This is a genomic window from Campylobacter sp. CNRCH_2014_0184h (assembly GCF_025772985.1).
Classification (GTDB): Bacteria; Campylobacterota; Campylobacteria; order Campylobacterales; family Campylobacteraceae; genus Campylobacter_D.
The window spans coordinates 68378-82637 of the sequence record NZ_JAKMTB010000002.1; the positions used below are offsets into that span (position 1 = coordinate 68378).

A 14260-nucleotide genomic window follows, 5' to 3' on the forward strand; every position below is an offset into this window, starting at 1 on the left:
GTAAAATACAAATTTATGTTTAAATTTTAGAAGGCTTTAGATTATCATGAAAAAAATTTTCATATCTTTACTTATATCCATAAAACTTTTTGCTATTTCAAGTGTTGAAGAACTTTCTTGGGAAAATGGCAAAACTTTACTTGATTTTTTACAAGATCATTCTATACCGCTTAATTTATATTATAATCTTGATGGAGAAGATAAAGAACTAAGTGCAGAAATCACAAGTGGTGTTAAATACCAAATGCTAAAAGATGAACAAGGTGAACTTGAGCAAGTTTTAATCCCAATTAGCGATGATTTACAAATTCATATTTACAAAAATATAGAAAATAAATTCGTATTGAGTTTTACTCCTATTTCTTACACTAAAGAAAAACGAACTATTCGCGTAGCTATTAACAACTCAGCTTATCAAGATGTTTATGATGAAAGTGGCAGTGTAACCTTAGCAAGAGCTATGGTGAGAGCTTTTAAAAATAGTGTTAACTTTAAAAATGTCAGAAAAGGCGATAGCGTAGTATTAATTTATGAGCAAAAAAGAAGACTAGGAAGACTTTTTGGCGATATTAATATCCAAGCAGCTTTAGCTAACATTAGAGGCAAAGAATATTCTGTATTTTTATATAAAGATTCTTATTATAATGCTCAAGGAAAAGAACTTGAAAATTTCTTTTTAACCAAACCTGTTAAATACACAAGAATTTCAGATCGCTTTACTAGGGCAAGATATCATCCTATCTTAAAACGCTATAGAGCGCATTTAGGTATTGACTATGCAGCTCCAACGGGTACTCCAGTTAAGAGCGCAGGAGATGGAACGATTAGTTTTGTTGGGACAAAAGGTGGCTATGGTAAAGTTGTTCAAGTAAAACACATGTCAGGCTATATGACTTTATATGCTCACCTTAGCCGCTTTGCAAAAATCAAACGTGGCCAAAAAGTCAAACAAGGACAAGTAATTGCCTATGTAGGCTCTACTGGTATGAGTACTGGGCCACATTTGCATTTTGGACTTTATCTAAATAACAAAGCAATTAATCCTGAAACCATAGTGAAAATTCCAAAATCAAGCCTAAGCGGTAAAAATAAAGAAGAATTTTTAAAAATGGCAAAAGAGTATGAAAATCGCTTGCAAAGCATTGATGAAAACTATAAAAATCCACCAAAAGAACAAAATATAGAAAATTCTATGGAGCTTTGAGATGATGAATGATTTTTTAGAAGCACAAGAACTTTTAAAAAATATTTCCAAAGATCAAAGCACCTATGAAACCAATGAAGCCCTAAAGACTATCAAAAGATATAACGAAGAGCTTTATTTGCAAACTCTTAAATCTTTTGATACTTACACACTTGCAAATGTAGCTACTATAACACCTGAACATATCTTAGAAGATATTTTAGAACACTTAAGTATTATAAAGATTGCAAAAGCGGTAGAAGAGCTTGAAAGTGATGATGCAACAGACTTAATTAAGCGTTTTGAAGAGCTAAATCCACAAAAAACTTTAGCCATTTTAAACCGCTTAAGCTCAGAAGATAAAGAAGAAATTTTACGCCTTAAAAATTATGATGAAAATACTGCTGGTGCTTATATGCAAACAGAAATTTTCACAGCTTCTATTGATGAGAGTATAGAAAAAGCTATTAAAAGATATAGAATTTTAAAACATTCAGGACAAGTAGATCAAATTTTTCAAGTTTATATCATAGATAATCAAGGAAAGCTTTGCAATGCTATCAACCTAAGCGATCTTTTGCTTTGGGATTTTAAACTAAGTTTTGCAGATATTATTAAAAACAATAATGAAAGATATAAAAGCTATAGCATAAAAGATCATGAAGACATACAAAAGGCTATTGATATAGTGGAAGATTATGATTTGAGTGTTTTAGCAGTTGTAAATGATGATGGAGTGCTTTTAGGTAGAATTACCTATGATGATATCCATGATTTAATCCAAGAAAATGCAACAGAACAAATTTATAACTTAGCCGGAGTTGATGCAGATGTTGAGGAAGAAAGTGCTTTTAAAGCGGCTAAAGCTAGAGCTTTTTGGCTTATGATTAATCTTACTACTTCATTAATCTCAGCTAATATCATTAGCCTTTTTTCAGGTGAAATAGAACAACTTGTAGCCCTAGCAGTACTTATGCCTATCGTAGCTTCCATGGGAGGCAATACAGGCTCACAAGCTTTAGCAGTAACAGTTAGAAAGCTCTCACTCAATGAAGTAGAATTTAAAGATGCTAAAAAAGTTATATTAAGAGAGAGTGGAATTTCTTTACTCAATGGATTTATATTTGCTAGTATTATGAGCATTATAGCTTTCATATGGTTTAAAACAGCTCTTTTGGGACTTGTTATAGCCTTATCAATGCTAATTAATCTAGCCTTAGCCGGTTTTGTAGGTTCTTTTGTACCTCTAACTTTGAAAAAATTTAAAATCGATCCTGCGGTAGGATCAAGTGTAGTGATTACTGCGATTACTGATGGTTTGGGATTTTTTAGCTTCTTACTTTTAGCAAAAATGATTTTATTATAAAAAAGGGAAATTATGTCAAGCATTACATATAAAGGTCAAATTATAGAACTTGCAGGAATTGAATTAGAAGTTGGAGATAATGCTCCAAGGGTAGTTCTAAGAACCAAAAATCTTGCCCCAGTAGAAATAGCACCACCTGGGAAAACTCAAATTTTATTAACTCTACCCAGCTTAGATACACCAGTATGTTCAAAACAAGCCAAAGAAACCAATAAAAGACTAGCTTCTATGAAAAATATTGAAGTTATTATTGTTAGTATGGATTTACCTTTTGCTATGGATCGTTTTTGTGCTACCGAAGGAATTGATAATATTATAACCGCAAGTGATTTTGCCTTTAAAGATTTTGGCATAAACTATGGGGTATTAATAAATGATAGTATATTTGCAGGATTGCTAGCAAGAGCAGCTTTTGTAATTAAAGATGGAAAAATAGTATACAAACAGCTTGTAAAAGAGCTGATGGGAAAAATCGATTTTAAAGATTTAGAACTTTTTATGCATAGAAATTATGGTTACCCTTTGAATTAACCTTCAAAGTTTGTAACCACAAAATCTTCTTTTGGAGCTTCAATAAAGCACGATTTTTCTTTCAAAAAAAGCAAATCCACATGCCCTACAGGGCCATTTCTATTTTTACCTATAATGAGCTCAGCCTTTTCTTGCACAGGATTTGGCATAAATTTTCTCTCATAAGTCTTGCCTTCATTTTTGGCTTTATTTTCTCTTTCTTTTTCTTCTTGCTCTCTATAAACTTCATCTCTATATACAAATAAAATCGTATCTGCATCTTGTTCTATAGCACCACTTTCTCTTAAATCACTAAGCATAGGACGCTTGTTTGCTCTACTTTCTAATGAACGATTTAATTGCGAAAGTGCCACTACTGGCATATTTAATTCTCTTGCTAAAAGCTTTAAACCTCTTGAAATTTCACTCACTTGCAAATGCCTATCATTAAAAGCTGAATTACTCATCATAAGACCGATGTAATCAACTACGCAAAGCTCGATACTCTCATCTTGAGCTTTAATTTTGCGTAAAATCGAACGAATATCAGCTATACTAGCATAACCGCTATCATAAATATAAAGATTTTTTTGTGCATATTCATTACAAGCATCACCCACCCTACTCCACTCATCATCATTTAAATCTGCGATTAGAATTTTTTGCAAAGGAATGGAAGTTTTTGCACTGATTAATCTTTGCATGATTTGTGTAGCAGGCATTTCTAGTGAAAACATTACAACGCCTTTATTTTGTCTTAGTGTTTTTTCTATAAAATTTAAACAAATTGTAGTTTTTCCCATACCAGGGCGTGCAGCGATGATTACAAGATCGCCAGGTTTAAAGCCTTTTGTCATTTTATTAAGCTCACTAAAGCCTGTATCAAGTCCCAAAATATCTTTGTTTTCAGCTTCTTTTTGCTTTTTAAACTCATCCATAAGCTCAGACATAACCATAGTCATATCTTTAATACTATTACTATTTACACGGTTGGTGAGATTAAAAATCTCTTTGCCTATTTCATCTGAAATTTGAGAAATGCTTTTATCTTCATTTACCCTTGTAGGTATAGTATAAGCAAAATTTAAAAGTTGGCGTCTAATAGACTTTTCTCTTAGCTCATAAGCATATTTACTCACATCTGCTATAGAAGTAGTGGCTAAAACTTCAGCTAAAATTTGCTCATCTATTTTTTTATGTTTTCTTATAAAACTTGCACTTATAGGCTCGCCTGCATTCACACAAGCTAAAATAGCTTTATAAATATCTTGATGAGCTTTGAGTGAAAAATCATTAATCTCAATATCTGAAGAAATACTAAAAAAAGAATCTTCACTATATATACAAGAACTTAAAATCGCCCTTTCAAGATCTAAATCAAAATGCTCATTATTTTGACTCATATTCACTCCAAATTATAAATTTGCAAATAAATCAGTTGATAAATACCGCTCGGCTGTATCATTTAACATAGTCAAGACTTTTTTATTTGGATTTTCTAAAGCAATTTTTCTAGCCATATATACATTTGCCCCGCTTGAAATTCCTGCCATTATGCCGTTTTTACCAAGCTCTAAGGCTGTATTTATAGCATCTTCATTGCTTACACAAACTATCTCATCTATGATTTTTTGATTTAAAATTTTAGGGATAAAATTTGCACCTATACCTTGAATTTTATGGCTTGCAGCGGTATTTTGGCTCAAAAGTGGTGAAGATGCAGGTTCTAAAGCTATGATTTTGATATTAGGATTGTGTTCTTTTAAAATTTCTCCTACCCCACTAATAGTTCCGCCTGTGCCAAAACCTGCTAAAAAAATACCAAGATCAGGTAAAACTTTTAAAATTTCTAAAGCGGTATTTTTTCTATGTGCGTTTTTGTTGTTGATATTTTCAAATTGACTTACCATAAACGAATTTGGAATTTCACTCAAAAGCTCATTAGCTCTATCAAGCGCTCCTTGCATACCTTTGCTTGCCTGAGTAAGCTCTAACTTTGCACCAAAAAAACTCATCATTTTTCTACGCTCAATACTCATAGACTCAGGCATAGCTATAATAAGTTTAAGCTTTAAGCTTGCACAAATCATTGCTAAAGCTATGCCGGTATTTCCACTTGTAGCTTCTATAATGGTTGTTTCTTGATTGATCTTACCTTCACTTAAAGCTTGTTTTATCATCTCTACAGCCGCTCTATCTTTTATAGAATGACTTGGATTAAAATACTCACATTTAGCATAAAGATTTGGAGCAAATTCTTTTAAAGAAACAATCGGGGTATTACCTATACAATCTAAGATATTCTTATAAATTGACATTGTTTTCCTTCTAATTTTTTAAAACAATATCAAAAGAAAATTAATACTTAATCTATGAAGAAAAAACGCAAAAGTTAGAAACTTTTGCGCAAAGAATTATTTTTTAGCTTTTTTAGCAGTTTTAGCAGCAGCAACTGCGTCTTTAAGGTTTTTACCTACTTTAAATTTAGCAACTTTAGTAGCAGGTACTTTGATAGTAGCACCAGTGCTTGGTACTCTAGCTTCTCTAGCAGCTCTTTCAGCTACAGAAAATGTACCAAAACCGATAAAGCTAATGCTATCACCTTTAGCTAATACATCAGTAATAGTAGCGATTACTGCATCAGTAGCTGCAGTTGCATCTTTTTTAGTTAGCCCAGCAGTTTGAGCAACTTGAGAAATAAAATCTGCTTTAGTCATAAAAAGCTCCTTGATTAAAAATGATTGTTAAGTTTAACACATTTATCAAGCTTTTGCAAGAGGTTTAAACCCAAATCACAAAGAAAAATATGTTAAAAAAATGTTTTTGCTAAATTTATTACTACTTCAGGCTTTAAGTCTTTCATACATTTATGATGTTTTAAAGGGCAAACCTTTTGCATACAAGGCATACAAGCTAAATTTAAATGTGCTATTTTAGCATTTTCTTGCCAAGGCGAGGTTTGACTAAATTTAGTCGAGCCAAAAACAGCCACCGTTTTTACCCCATAAGTTGCGCCTATATGCATAGGACCACTATCGTTTGTGATGAGCAAGTCAAGCATAGAAATATTTTTACATAAAGTATAAATACTAGTTTTACCACAAAGATTTTTTGCTTTTATGCCTTCTTTTAAAAGAAAACGCTCAATTTCATCACAAATTTCTTTCTCACTTTCTACCCCAAAGATTAAAATTTGATGCGTGGAGCTAAATTCTTTTGCTACCCTTGCAAAATAGATTGCTTCCCATCTTTTGGCACTTCCAAAATGCGCACCTGGGTTTATACCTAAAATTTTTTGAGTTGATTTTGCTTTTATAGGGAGTTTTAAAGCATTTGAAGTGGCTTTAAAATTTAAAGCTTTTTCTATGAAATTTAAGTATTTTAAAACTTGATGTTCTTCTTTTAGAATATTTTTATCAAAATAAAATCTTTTCTTTGTTTTGATTAGATTTAAAATGATCTTGCTTGAAAATGCCGAGCGAAATGAAAAAGCTAGATCAAATTTACCAAGATTTTTTCTAGCTTTTAAAATTTGTTTATATCTTTGCTTTTTATTTTCTACTAAGACTTGAGCATTTTCAAAGCGTTTAAAAAGCTCTGTACTTACAAAAGAACCATAAAAAGTAAATTTAGCTTGGGGGTATTTTTCTTTTATAGCATAAATAGCCGCGCTAGCCATTACTGCATCGCCAAGCCAAGTAGGAAGATTGATAAAAATATTCATGATTTTCCTTAAAAATAAAAGCTATAATTATACCAAAAAATAAAGAGCTAAAATGGGTCAAATTTCCATCATACTGCCAACCTATAATGTGGAAAAATATATAGCTAGAGCATTAGAAAGTTGTATTAACCAAACTTTTAAAGATATAGAAATCATTGTGGTAGATGACCTTGGCAATGATAAAAGTATAGATACAGCTAAAGAATATGCTAGTAAAGATGATAGAATAAAAATCATACATAATGAAGAAAATTTAGGAACCTTTGCTAGTAGAAATATAGGTGTATTAAATGCAAAATCAGATTTTATAATGTTTTTAGATCCTGATGATTATTTAGAGCTTAATGCTTGTGAGCTTGGGCTTGAAAAAATTAAAAATGTAGATATGGTAGTGTTTGATGCGTATGTACATAGGGTGAAATTTAAGAAATTTTATAGATTTAAACAAGATGAATATTTTAATAAAGATGATTTTTTAAATTTCTTACTCAATCAAAAGCATTTTTGCTGGAGTGTTTGGGCAAAAGTATATAGAAAAAAATTGATTTTAAAAAGTTTTGAGCATGTTGATTTCAAAGAAAGACTTTGCTATGGGGAGGATGTACTTTTTAATTATATAAATTTTATACTAAGTGAAAGTTTTTTGGTGTCGCAAGAATGTATATACCGCTATGAATTTAATGAAAATGGTAGATATGAAAACAAAAATAAAGAAATTTTATGGCAAAATTACGAGCATAAAAAGCAAAGTTTAAAATGCATTAAAAAATTAGCTAATATTTTTTCACATAAACATTTTAATGAAAAAATATTAGAGGTTTTAGAGAAAGAAATTTTAGGGTTAGAGGGTAGAGTTTGGAAAAAGTAAAAGTTTTTATTATAAATTTAAAGCATTCAGATGGCAAAAACAAATTGAAAACTTTTCTCAATCAATCTAAATAAAAAACCAATTTTGAAATTTGAATTTTTAAATCCCTTGTGATTTGAGAAACAAGTATAGGATTTTGTTTTAATATTTTGAAAATTGCATACAGCAAAAGATAGTTCAAGGAAAAACATGAAAACAATTTTATTTATAATAGGAACTCGACCAGAAGCAATTAAGCTAGCTCCTTTAATATTGGAATTTAAAAAAAAGCCTGAATACTACAATGTTTTAGTTTGCAATACAGAACAACAAAAAGAATTATCAAATCAAGCTTTATCTTTTTTTAATATCCAAACCGACATATCACTTGATATTATGACTGAAAATCAAAATTTATGTTTTTTGCAAGCAAAAATTTTAGAAAAATTACAAGTTATATTTCAAAAAAATACAATTGATGCCACAATAGTACAAGGCGATACCATGAGTGTTTTTGCGGGAGCCTTGAGTAGCTTTTATAATAAAGTTCCTGTTTTTCATATAGAAGCAGGTTTAAGATCATATAATTTACAAGAACCTTTTCCTGAAGAAGCCATTAGAACAATGGTTAGTAAAATAGCACTATTACATTTTGCCCCCACACAAGAAGCAGCAAATGTCCTCTTGTCAGAAAAAATAAATAAAAATAATATATATGTATGCGGTAACACTGGAATAGATGCTCTATATCTTTTAGATAAAAATACATCAGAAGTTTCTCAGATTTTTTTTAAGCAACTAAATATCGATTTAACCAGCGAAAACATCGTATTAATAACCATACATAGAAGAGAAAATCATGGCGCTAGATTATTTAGTATTATAAGTGCTATTAAAAAAATAGCTCAAAATTTTATAACACATAAATTTATCATTCCAGTTCATCCTAACCCTAATGTTAAAAATTACATTTATCAAGAACTGCAACAATATGCTAATATTTTGCTAGTGGAATCTTTAAATTATCCTCATATGGTTTATATATTAAAATGTGCAAAACTAATATTAACAGATAGTGGCGGATTACAAGAAGAAGGTCCATCATTTAAATGTCCCATTTTAATTTTAAGAGAGCAAACAGAGCGCAAAGAAGGTATTGTGGCGGGATTTTCAAGATTAGTAGGTACTAATTCTGAAGCAATTTATAACGAAGCTGCCAAAATTTTAATACTAAACAAAGAGGCAACTCGTATCAATAAAAAAAATCCATATGGCGATGGAAAAGCAAGTAGAAAAATTGAAAAAATAATCAGAAGGTTTTTTAAATGAACAAACTAGTAAGTGTTATAATGCCAACATTTAATGGCGCCTCTAGTGGTTTTCTTGCACAATCGATAGAAAGCGTCTTAAATCAAACTTACAAAAATTTAGAATTTATTATAGTAAATGATTGCTCCACGGATAATACCTTAGAAATTTTACAAGAGTATGCAAAAAAGGATCATAGAATACAAATCATAAATAACCAAAAAAATCAAAAACTTCCACAATCTTTGAATATAGGTTTTACAATGCTAAAGGTGAATATTTTACTTGGACTTCAGATGATAACTATTTTCATTTTAATGCTATAGAAAAAATGGTTCATTATTTAGAATATAATATTAATAAAATTTTAGTATGTTGTGATTTTGAAATAATCGGATTAAAAGGTAAAAAAAATCATTTTATAGTAAGTGATAAAAAAAGAGATCTAATTGAATATGATTGTATAGGTGCGTGTTTTTTATATAAATCAAATATAGCAAAAGTAGTTGGCAATTACAATCCAAAAGAATTTAAGGTAGAAGATTATGAATATTGGTTAAGAATGGGTTTATATGGAGATTTTGGAGCTATACACGAAAATCTTTACACATATAGGTTCCAACCTCAAAGTCTAACAATGACAGCAAAAGACGGAGAAATTGCAAATAAGAGTCACGATCTTGTAACAAAATTTCTACCACTATATTTAAAAAAATTTCCTAATATTAATTTAACAACTATATCAAAAATACAACTAATCATTCTAAATAATGATAACATTAAAGAACAAATTAAAATAATATGGGAAAAAAGTAATAAAGCCGAACGAAGAAAAATTTATGTTTTTCTAAGAGATAGGTTTAAAAATTCTAACAAAGAAATTTATTCTAAAATAATAAAATACATTGGATTAAGATATAGAATAAAATTTTACTTATTTAGAAAAAAATATAAAATATAAATAAAAAATATTTACTTTATATTACCTAGGTTATATTATTAGCATTGAATTATTTTCTAGAATAAAATTACCTAAGCTCTTAATTATATTAGCTTACTATAAGTTTAAAAATATATACTTTGTTTTTTTATTTAATTTGTAGTAATTTCACTATATCAAGCAACATAACTTAGAACAATTATTACCCCCCCCTCCTCCCTTTTTTTCTCCTTTTTTTAAATACCTAAATATTGACATGCAAAATATACCAATCAATTCCGCAAGCTCAATAATACACTTGAAAAACTATTTTTAAAACACAATTAAATTTAACTTAAATCTCAGATACAATTTTTAATAAATATTTTATATAATTTAGAAAGATATTATTGAAAAAAATTGAAATTTATTTTCATATAAATAGGTGATGGAAAATGTGGTTATAAGTTAAAAAACATATATTAATTTTAATAATTCAACATATGTTGAACTAATTCCATTGAAGTATTATCATTGCCTTTTTTCTATGATGACACAAGATAAAAATTAAATAAGTTGTTGATATGATGAATGATTGGAGGGTTTAATGTATCACATTGTTTTTAGCGCAGATGAAAACTATATCAAATACACGGCTGTTTTGATTACAAGTATTATTAAAAATACAGATAAAAATAAATTTTATCAAGAAAATGAAATATATTATTTTCATATTTTAAGTAATGCTATTGGCAATCATACTAAAAATAAACTTCAGAAATTAGAACAAGAACTTAATTTAACTTTCCCATGCAAAATACAAATTCACATTCAAAACGATGAAAATTTTAAACATTATCCCATCAGCGGAGCTGCTCATAGCTCAAAACTTCCTTATTATAGATTAAAATTAAATTCTATATTAGATGATGAAATAAATACTTGTTTATATTTAGATTCTGATATGTTATGTTTGTGTGATATAAGAGAAATTTTTACTATCAACTTAGAAGGAAAAATAGCCGGTGTTGTAGGCGATCCTGGCTCCAAACATGTAAAAATAAAATTTAAAGAAAATAATCAAAAACACATTTTGCATTTTGATGAAAATTATTTTAATTCAGGTTTTTTACTTATCAATCTAAAAGAGTGGAAAAAACATAATATAGAACAAAAATGCGAGGAATTAGCTAGCAAATGCTACTACATAAAAGCTGCTGATCAAGATTTGCTTAATGCCACCATAAAACCGCAATATCAGTTAAAGCTTGATTTTTCATATAATTTCAATATCATTACTCTCTTTTATGCTATATGTAAAGATGAGCAAGCAAATAGACTTAACTACACAAGAGATGAATTTACCAAAAGTGCAAAAACACCTAAAATTTTACATTATGGAGAAAAACCTTGGAAATTTTTAAAATCATACACAGATTTGCAAGGTAAAAATATAAATGATTATTGGTGGCAAATAGCAGAAAAAACACCTATTTTTAATGAAGAATTGCTCGAACAAAAAGCAAACATTAAAGATCATTTGCTTTATAGTGCTTTGGGATTTGAGCTTTTAAAAGCTATAAAAAGTTTTAATTTTGCAAAAATATCATCTTTGATTCATAATACTAAAAAAGATGAGTATATTTTAAAAAAACCACAAAAGATTAATGATGATATTTTTGGACTTTGTTGCATGCTTGGAGAAAGTATTTTATATGCAAGAAAAAATCAAAAAAATACCTTCAGTGTTTTTTTAAAAGCTATCAAAATGCTCAAAAATTTTAAAAAATACGCAAACAAATCAAGAGTTTAATAACTCTTGCCATTTTTGTATAACTTTTTCTTTAGAGAAGCTATGAGAAATATTTTCTTTTGCACTTTGTCCCATTTGTTTTCTTAAATTTTCATCATCCATAAGCAAACAAAGCTTATTTGCAAATTCTTGCAAATTACCATCCTCGATTAAATATCCACTTTTACCATTTTCTATAATATCACTTGGACCTGTATCAACATTAAAGGCGATACTTGGAATAGCATAATTTGCACTCTCAACCAAAACCATACCAAAACCTTCCCAATAACTACACATTACATAAACACTAGATTGCAAATATTCTTTTTCTATATCTTTTATAAAAGGCTTCAATATGACTGAGTTTTCAAGTTTATATTCTTTTATTTTATTTTTTATAATATCTTTAAATTCACCTTCTCCAACTATAGTTAAAGTCCATTCTTTGTATTTTTCATTTTTTTGTACAAGCTTCCAAATTTCAATAAGCCTTAAAAAACCCTTTTCATCATTTACTGTCATACGGCCTATACTTAAAATATTTTTTTGAGTTAAAATGGAATTTATATCGGATAAACAAGGTAAAAAATTTGGTATAACCCAAACATTCTTATGATATTTTCTCCACTGATCAATTTGCTTGGCTGATAATACCACTAAAGTATCAAAATAATTATTTTTAAATAGATATTTTTTAAAATGATTATGAATAAAATTAATATATTTTGTATTTTTATTTTTAAAGAAAGGAAAATGAGGACAATTATTAAAAATCATCACATCAATATCTTTATATCTTTGTTTTAGCAAAAAACTTTCATAATGCTTGTAATATAACTTATAAAATAATCTTTCTTTTTTTACATCAGCTTTTGATTTACTATGCAAGTAATCTATTTTAATATTGTCATTTAATTTATAAGCTACATCAACTCCTTGTTTATAAAAACTAAAAATTTTTACATCATACCCAAGCTCAAAAAGTGCATTTGCTAAATTTACAACAACTCTTTCAGCACCACCTCCTATAGTAATATCCCCAATAAGTAATAAAATTTTCATTTCCAAGTCACTTTTTTATTTTTTATAGTTTCAAGATAAATTTGATGATTAATTTCAAGCATATTTTTGCTATTTTCTTCATGATAGATATGATAAGCTAAAGCATTAAATTTAAGTCTTTTAAACACTCCATCATTAAATAAAAATCTAGCTACAAACTCACTATCTTCCCTGCCCCAACCTATAAATTTTTCATTAAATCCCTCAATGGCTTCAAAATCACTTTTATAAAAACTCATATTGCAAGTTTTACTACCTTTAACAAGTTGTGATTTTTTAAAAAATTTCTTAGTTAGTTTTGAAAATTTATATATACATTTAGCTAAAAAAATATTTCTTTGATTTTTAAAACCTTTTTTGTCAAATGCCAAACTAAAATCATTTTTTCTTAAAAGTTCTTTGCTTTCATTTTCATTTAAAATAGTTCTTGATCCTTGCAAAATAGTCTTTAAACTAGCAAATTTTAAATGATCACTAATGAAGTTTTTTTCTAAAATCATATCCCCATCAATTAAAACAATATATTCACTATTAGAAGCATTAATTGCCTTATTGCGACTTGCCGCAGCACGAAACCCCTCATCTTCTTGCCAAATATGCTCTAACTTGCAAGGAAAATCTTTTTGATAAGCTTGTATAAGTTTAGCCGTATCTTCCCTGCTTCCATCATCAGCTATTAAAACCTCATCTGGTAAAGGCTCTAAATTTTTAACGCTATCAAGCACCAAAGCAAGCCTTTCTTTTTGATTATAGGTTGTGATGATTAAAGCACAAGTTTTTGGCTTTTGTTTTTTTAACTCATATAATTTCATATATTTAAAAAAAGCTCCAAGACCATTACAAGTACTTATAATAAAGCCTTTATAACCATAAAAAATCCCTTTTTTCAAAACATAATTTCTAAAAAAAGTCCAAATTCCTCTTAGCAATGCCTTGCAAATGCTACTTTCTTTGTGTAAATTTTGCAAAGCCCAAAGTTTAGAGTATTTTTGAAGTTTATCTAACAAACTATCGATATCTTCAAAAGCAAAATGCCTCAAACCATTTTGCAACTTAATCTTTTTGCTATCTTCATGTAAAATCAAACTCTCATGTACTAAATTTTCATTAAAACTAGTATGGGTTTTATTAAACACTCGCATTACATAATCAGGCCACCACCCACAAGCTTTAATCCACTCTCCATTGTATAAATTTTCTCTTGGCAAAGCTATAATATCTTCTTTATTAGGCTCGATTTTCCTTAGCTCTTGTAAAAATTCTTTCTTAGCAAGTTCATCTGCGTCAATATTAAAAATCCAATCATTACTAGCATAACTTATGGCTAAATTTTTCAAAGGCCCAAAGCCTATGAAATTATGTTGATAAATCTTGATATTTTTATAGTTTTTACTAAATTCATAAGCGATTTTCAAAGTATCATCATTGCTATCATTTTCTATCAAAACGATCTCGCCAAATTCTTGCAAAGATTCCAAGCAAGCCTTTAAGGTTTTTTGAGCATTTTTAACAATCATTATCACACTAATTTGCTTTAATTCCATTT

Annotated in this window: 14 protein-coding genes; 8 read left to right on the forward strand and 6 right to left on the reverse strand. The window is 28.8% G+C overall.

Features of this window, described 5'->3' with window-relative positions; genetic code table 11:
- Nucleotides 1–46: 46 nt before the first annotated feature.
- Genes L8X36_RS02370 through tpx form a run of 3 tightly spaced genes read left to right on the forward strand, consistent with a single transcriptional unit; the run spans nucleotide 47 to nucleotide 3080 of the window.
- Nucleotides 47–1204 (forward strand): peptidoglycan DD-metalloendopeptidase family protein, encoded by a 1158-nt coding sequence (locus tag L8X36_RS02370; protein ID WP_263663451.1) that lies wholly within the window; start codon nucleotides 47–49, stop codon nucleotides 1202–1204.
- A 1-nt stretch (nucleotide 1205) separates the two neighbouring features.
- Nucleotides 1206–2549 (forward strand): magnesium transporter, encoded by a 1344-nt coding sequence (mgtE, locus tag L8X36_RS02375; protein ID WP_263663450.1) that lies wholly within the window; start codon nucleotides 1206–1208, stop codon nucleotides 2547–2549.
- A 12-nt stretch (nucleotides 2550–2561) separates the two neighbouring features.
- Nucleotides 2562–3080, forward strand: coding sequence for a thiol peroxidase (tpx, locus tag L8X36_RS02380; protein WP_263663449.1), 519 nt, complete (start codon nucleotides 2562–2564; stop codon nucleotides 3078–3080).
- Here tpx and L8X36_RS02385 read toward each other — a convergent pair.
- From L8X36_RS02385 to waaF, 4 genes are all read right to left on the reverse strand, one after another.
- Nucleotides 3077–4462 (reverse strand): replicative DNA helicase, encoded by a 1386-nt coding sequence (locus L8X36_RS02385; RefSeq protein WP_039618998.1) that lies wholly within the window; start codon nucleotides 4460–4462, stop codon nucleotides 3077–3079. The two genes, tpx and L8X36_RS02385, sit on opposite strands and share 4 nt — an antisense overlap.
- A 12-nt stretch (nucleotides 4463–4474) precedes the next feature.
- On the reverse strand, nucleotides 4475–5377 hold the full coding sequence (gene cysK, locus L8X36_RS02390; RefSeq protein ID WP_263663448.1) for a cysteine synthase A: 903 nt from the start codon (nucleotides 5375–5377) through the stop codon (nucleotides 4475–4477).
- Nucleotides 5378–5473: 96 nt separating this feature from the next.
- Nucleotides 5474–5776, reverse strand: coding sequence for an HU family DNA-binding protein (locus L8X36_RS02395; RefSeq protein ID WP_039619003.1), 303 nt, complete (start codon nucleotides 5774–5776; stop codon nucleotides 5474–5476).
- Between the two features lie 92 nt (nucleotides 5777–5868).
- Nucleotides 5869–6783, reverse strand: a complete 915-nt coding sequence (gene waaF, locus L8X36_RS02400; protein ID WP_263682361.1) for a lipopolysaccharide heptosyltransferase II — start codon at nucleotides 6781–6783, stop codon at nucleotides 5869–5871.
- A gap of 52 nt (nucleotides 6784–6835) precedes the next feature.
- Here waaF and L8X36_RS02405 point away from each other — a divergent pair, with 52 nt between their 5' ends.
- The 5 genes from L8X36_RS02405 to L8X36_RS02425 all read left to right on the forward strand — a co-directional run bounded on the left by L8X36_RS02405 (nucleotide 6836) and on the right by L8X36_RS02425 (nucleotide 11670).
- Complete coding sequence (locus tag L8X36_RS02405) at nucleotides 6836–7651, forward strand: glycosyltransferase family 2 protein (protein WP_263682362.1); 816 nt, start codon at nucleotides 6836–6838, stop codon at nucleotides 7649–7651.
- A 189-nt stretch (nucleotides 7652–7840) separates the two neighbouring features.
- Nucleotides 7841–8959 carry a non-hydrolyzing UDP-N-acetylglucosamine 2-epimerase gene (wecB, locus tag L8X36_RS02410; RefSeq protein WP_263682363.1) on the forward strand — a complete coding sequence of 373 codons (1119 nt, stop codon included), beginning with the start codon at nucleotides 7841–7843 and terminating at the stop codon, nucleotides 8957–8959.
- Nucleotides 8956–9264 carry a glycosyltransferase family 2 protein gene (locus L8X36_RS02415; RefSeq protein WP_263682364.1) on the forward strand — a complete coding sequence of 103 codons (309 nt, stop codon included), beginning with the start codon at nucleotides 8956–8958 and terminating at the stop codon, nucleotides 9262–9264. The genes wecB and L8X36_RS02415 overlap by 4 nt, the downstream gene beginning before the upstream one ends.
- Before the next feature lie 5 nt (nucleotides 9265–9269).
- Nucleotides 9270–9899 (forward strand): hypothetical protein, encoded by a 630-nt coding sequence (locus tag L8X36_RS02420; protein WP_263682365.1) that lies wholly within the window; start codon nucleotides 9270–9272, stop codon nucleotides 9897–9899.
- A gap of 565 nt (nucleotides 9900–10464) precedes the next feature.
- Complete coding sequence (locus L8X36_RS02425) at nucleotides 10465–11670, forward strand: glycosyltransferase family 8 protein (protein ID WP_263682366.1); 1206 nt, start codon at nucleotides 10465–10467, stop codon at nucleotides 11668–11670.
- Here L8X36_RS02425 and L8X36_RS02430 read toward each other — a convergent pair.
- Both L8X36_RS02430 and L8X36_RS02435 read right to left on the reverse strand, forming a co-directional pair.
- Nucleotides 11659–12714, reverse strand: coding sequence for a glycosyltransferase family 4 protein (locus L8X36_RS02430; protein WP_263682367.1), 1056 nt, complete (start codon nucleotides 12712–12714; stop codon nucleotides 11659–11661). The two genes, L8X36_RS02425 and L8X36_RS02430, sit on opposite strands and share 12 nt — an antisense overlap.
- Complete coding sequence (locus L8X36_RS02435; protein ID WP_263682368.1) at nucleotides 12711–14258, reverse strand: glycosyltransferase family 2 protein; 1548 nt, start codon at nucleotides 14256–14258, stop codon at nucleotides 12711–12713. Before L8X36_RS02435 ends, L8X36_RS02430 begins: the two co-directional genes overlap by 4 nt.
- Nucleotides 14259–14260: the final 2 nt, after the last annotated feature.

What these genes read in the sequence shown, in the direction of transcription:
- L8X36_RS02370 (WP_263663451.1), top strand. Translation starts at nt 47, where the DNA reads ATGAAAAAAATTTTCATATCTTTACTTATATCCATAAAACTTTTTGCT.
- mgtE (WP_263663450.1), top strand. Translation starts at nt 1,206, where the DNA reads ATGATGAATGATTTTTTAGAAGCACAAGAACTTTTAAAAAATATTTCC.
- tpx (WP_263663449.1), top strand. Translation starts at nt 2,562, where the DNA reads ATGTCAAGCATTACATATAAAGGTCAAATTATAGAACTTGCAGGAATT.
- L8X36_RS02385 (WP_039618998.1), bottom strand. Translation starts at nt 4,462, where the DNA reads ATGAGTCAAAATAATGAGCATTTTGATTTAGATCTTGAAAGGGCGATT.
- cysK (WP_263663448.1), bottom strand. Translation starts at nt 5,377, where the DNA reads ATGTCAATTTATAAGAATATCTTAGATTGTATAGGTAATACCCCGATT.
- L8X36_RS02395 (WP_039619003.1), bottom strand. Translation starts at nt 5,776, where the DNA reads ATGACTAAAGCAGATTTTATTTCTCAAGTTGCTCAAACTGCTGGGCTA.
- waaF (WP_263682361.1), bottom strand. Translation starts at nt 6,783, where the DNA reads ATGAATATTTTTATCAATCTTCCTACTTGGCTTGGCGATGCAGTAATG.
- L8X36_RS02405 (WP_263682362.1), top strand. Translation starts at nt 6,836, where the DNA reads ATGGGTCAAATTTCCATCATACTGCCAACCTATAATGTGGAAAAATAT.
- wecB (WP_263682363.1), top strand. Translation starts at nt 7,841, where the DNA reads ATGAAAACAATTTTATTTATAATAGGAACTCGACCAGAAGCAATTAAG.
- L8X36_RS02415 (WP_263682364.1), top strand. Translation starts at nt 8,956, where the DNA reads ATGAACAAACTAGTAAGTGTTATAATGCCAACATTTAATGGCGCCTCT.
- L8X36_RS02420 (WP_263682365.1), top strand. Translation starts at nt 9,270, where the DNA reads ATGGTTCATTATTTAGAATATAATATTAATAAAATTTTAGTATGTTGT.
- L8X36_RS02425 (WP_263682366.1), top strand. Translation starts at nt 10,465, where the DNA reads ATGTATCACATTGTTTTTAGCGCAGATGAAAACTATATCAAATACACG.
- L8X36_RS02430 (WP_263682367.1), bottom strand. Translation starts at nt 12,714, where the DNA reads ATGAAAATTTTATTACTTATTGGGGATATTACTATAGGAGGTGGTGCT.
- L8X36_RS02435 (WP_263682368.1), bottom strand. Translation starts at nt 14,258, where the DNA reads ATGGAATTAAAGCAAATTAGTGTGATAATGATTGTTAAAAATGCTCAA.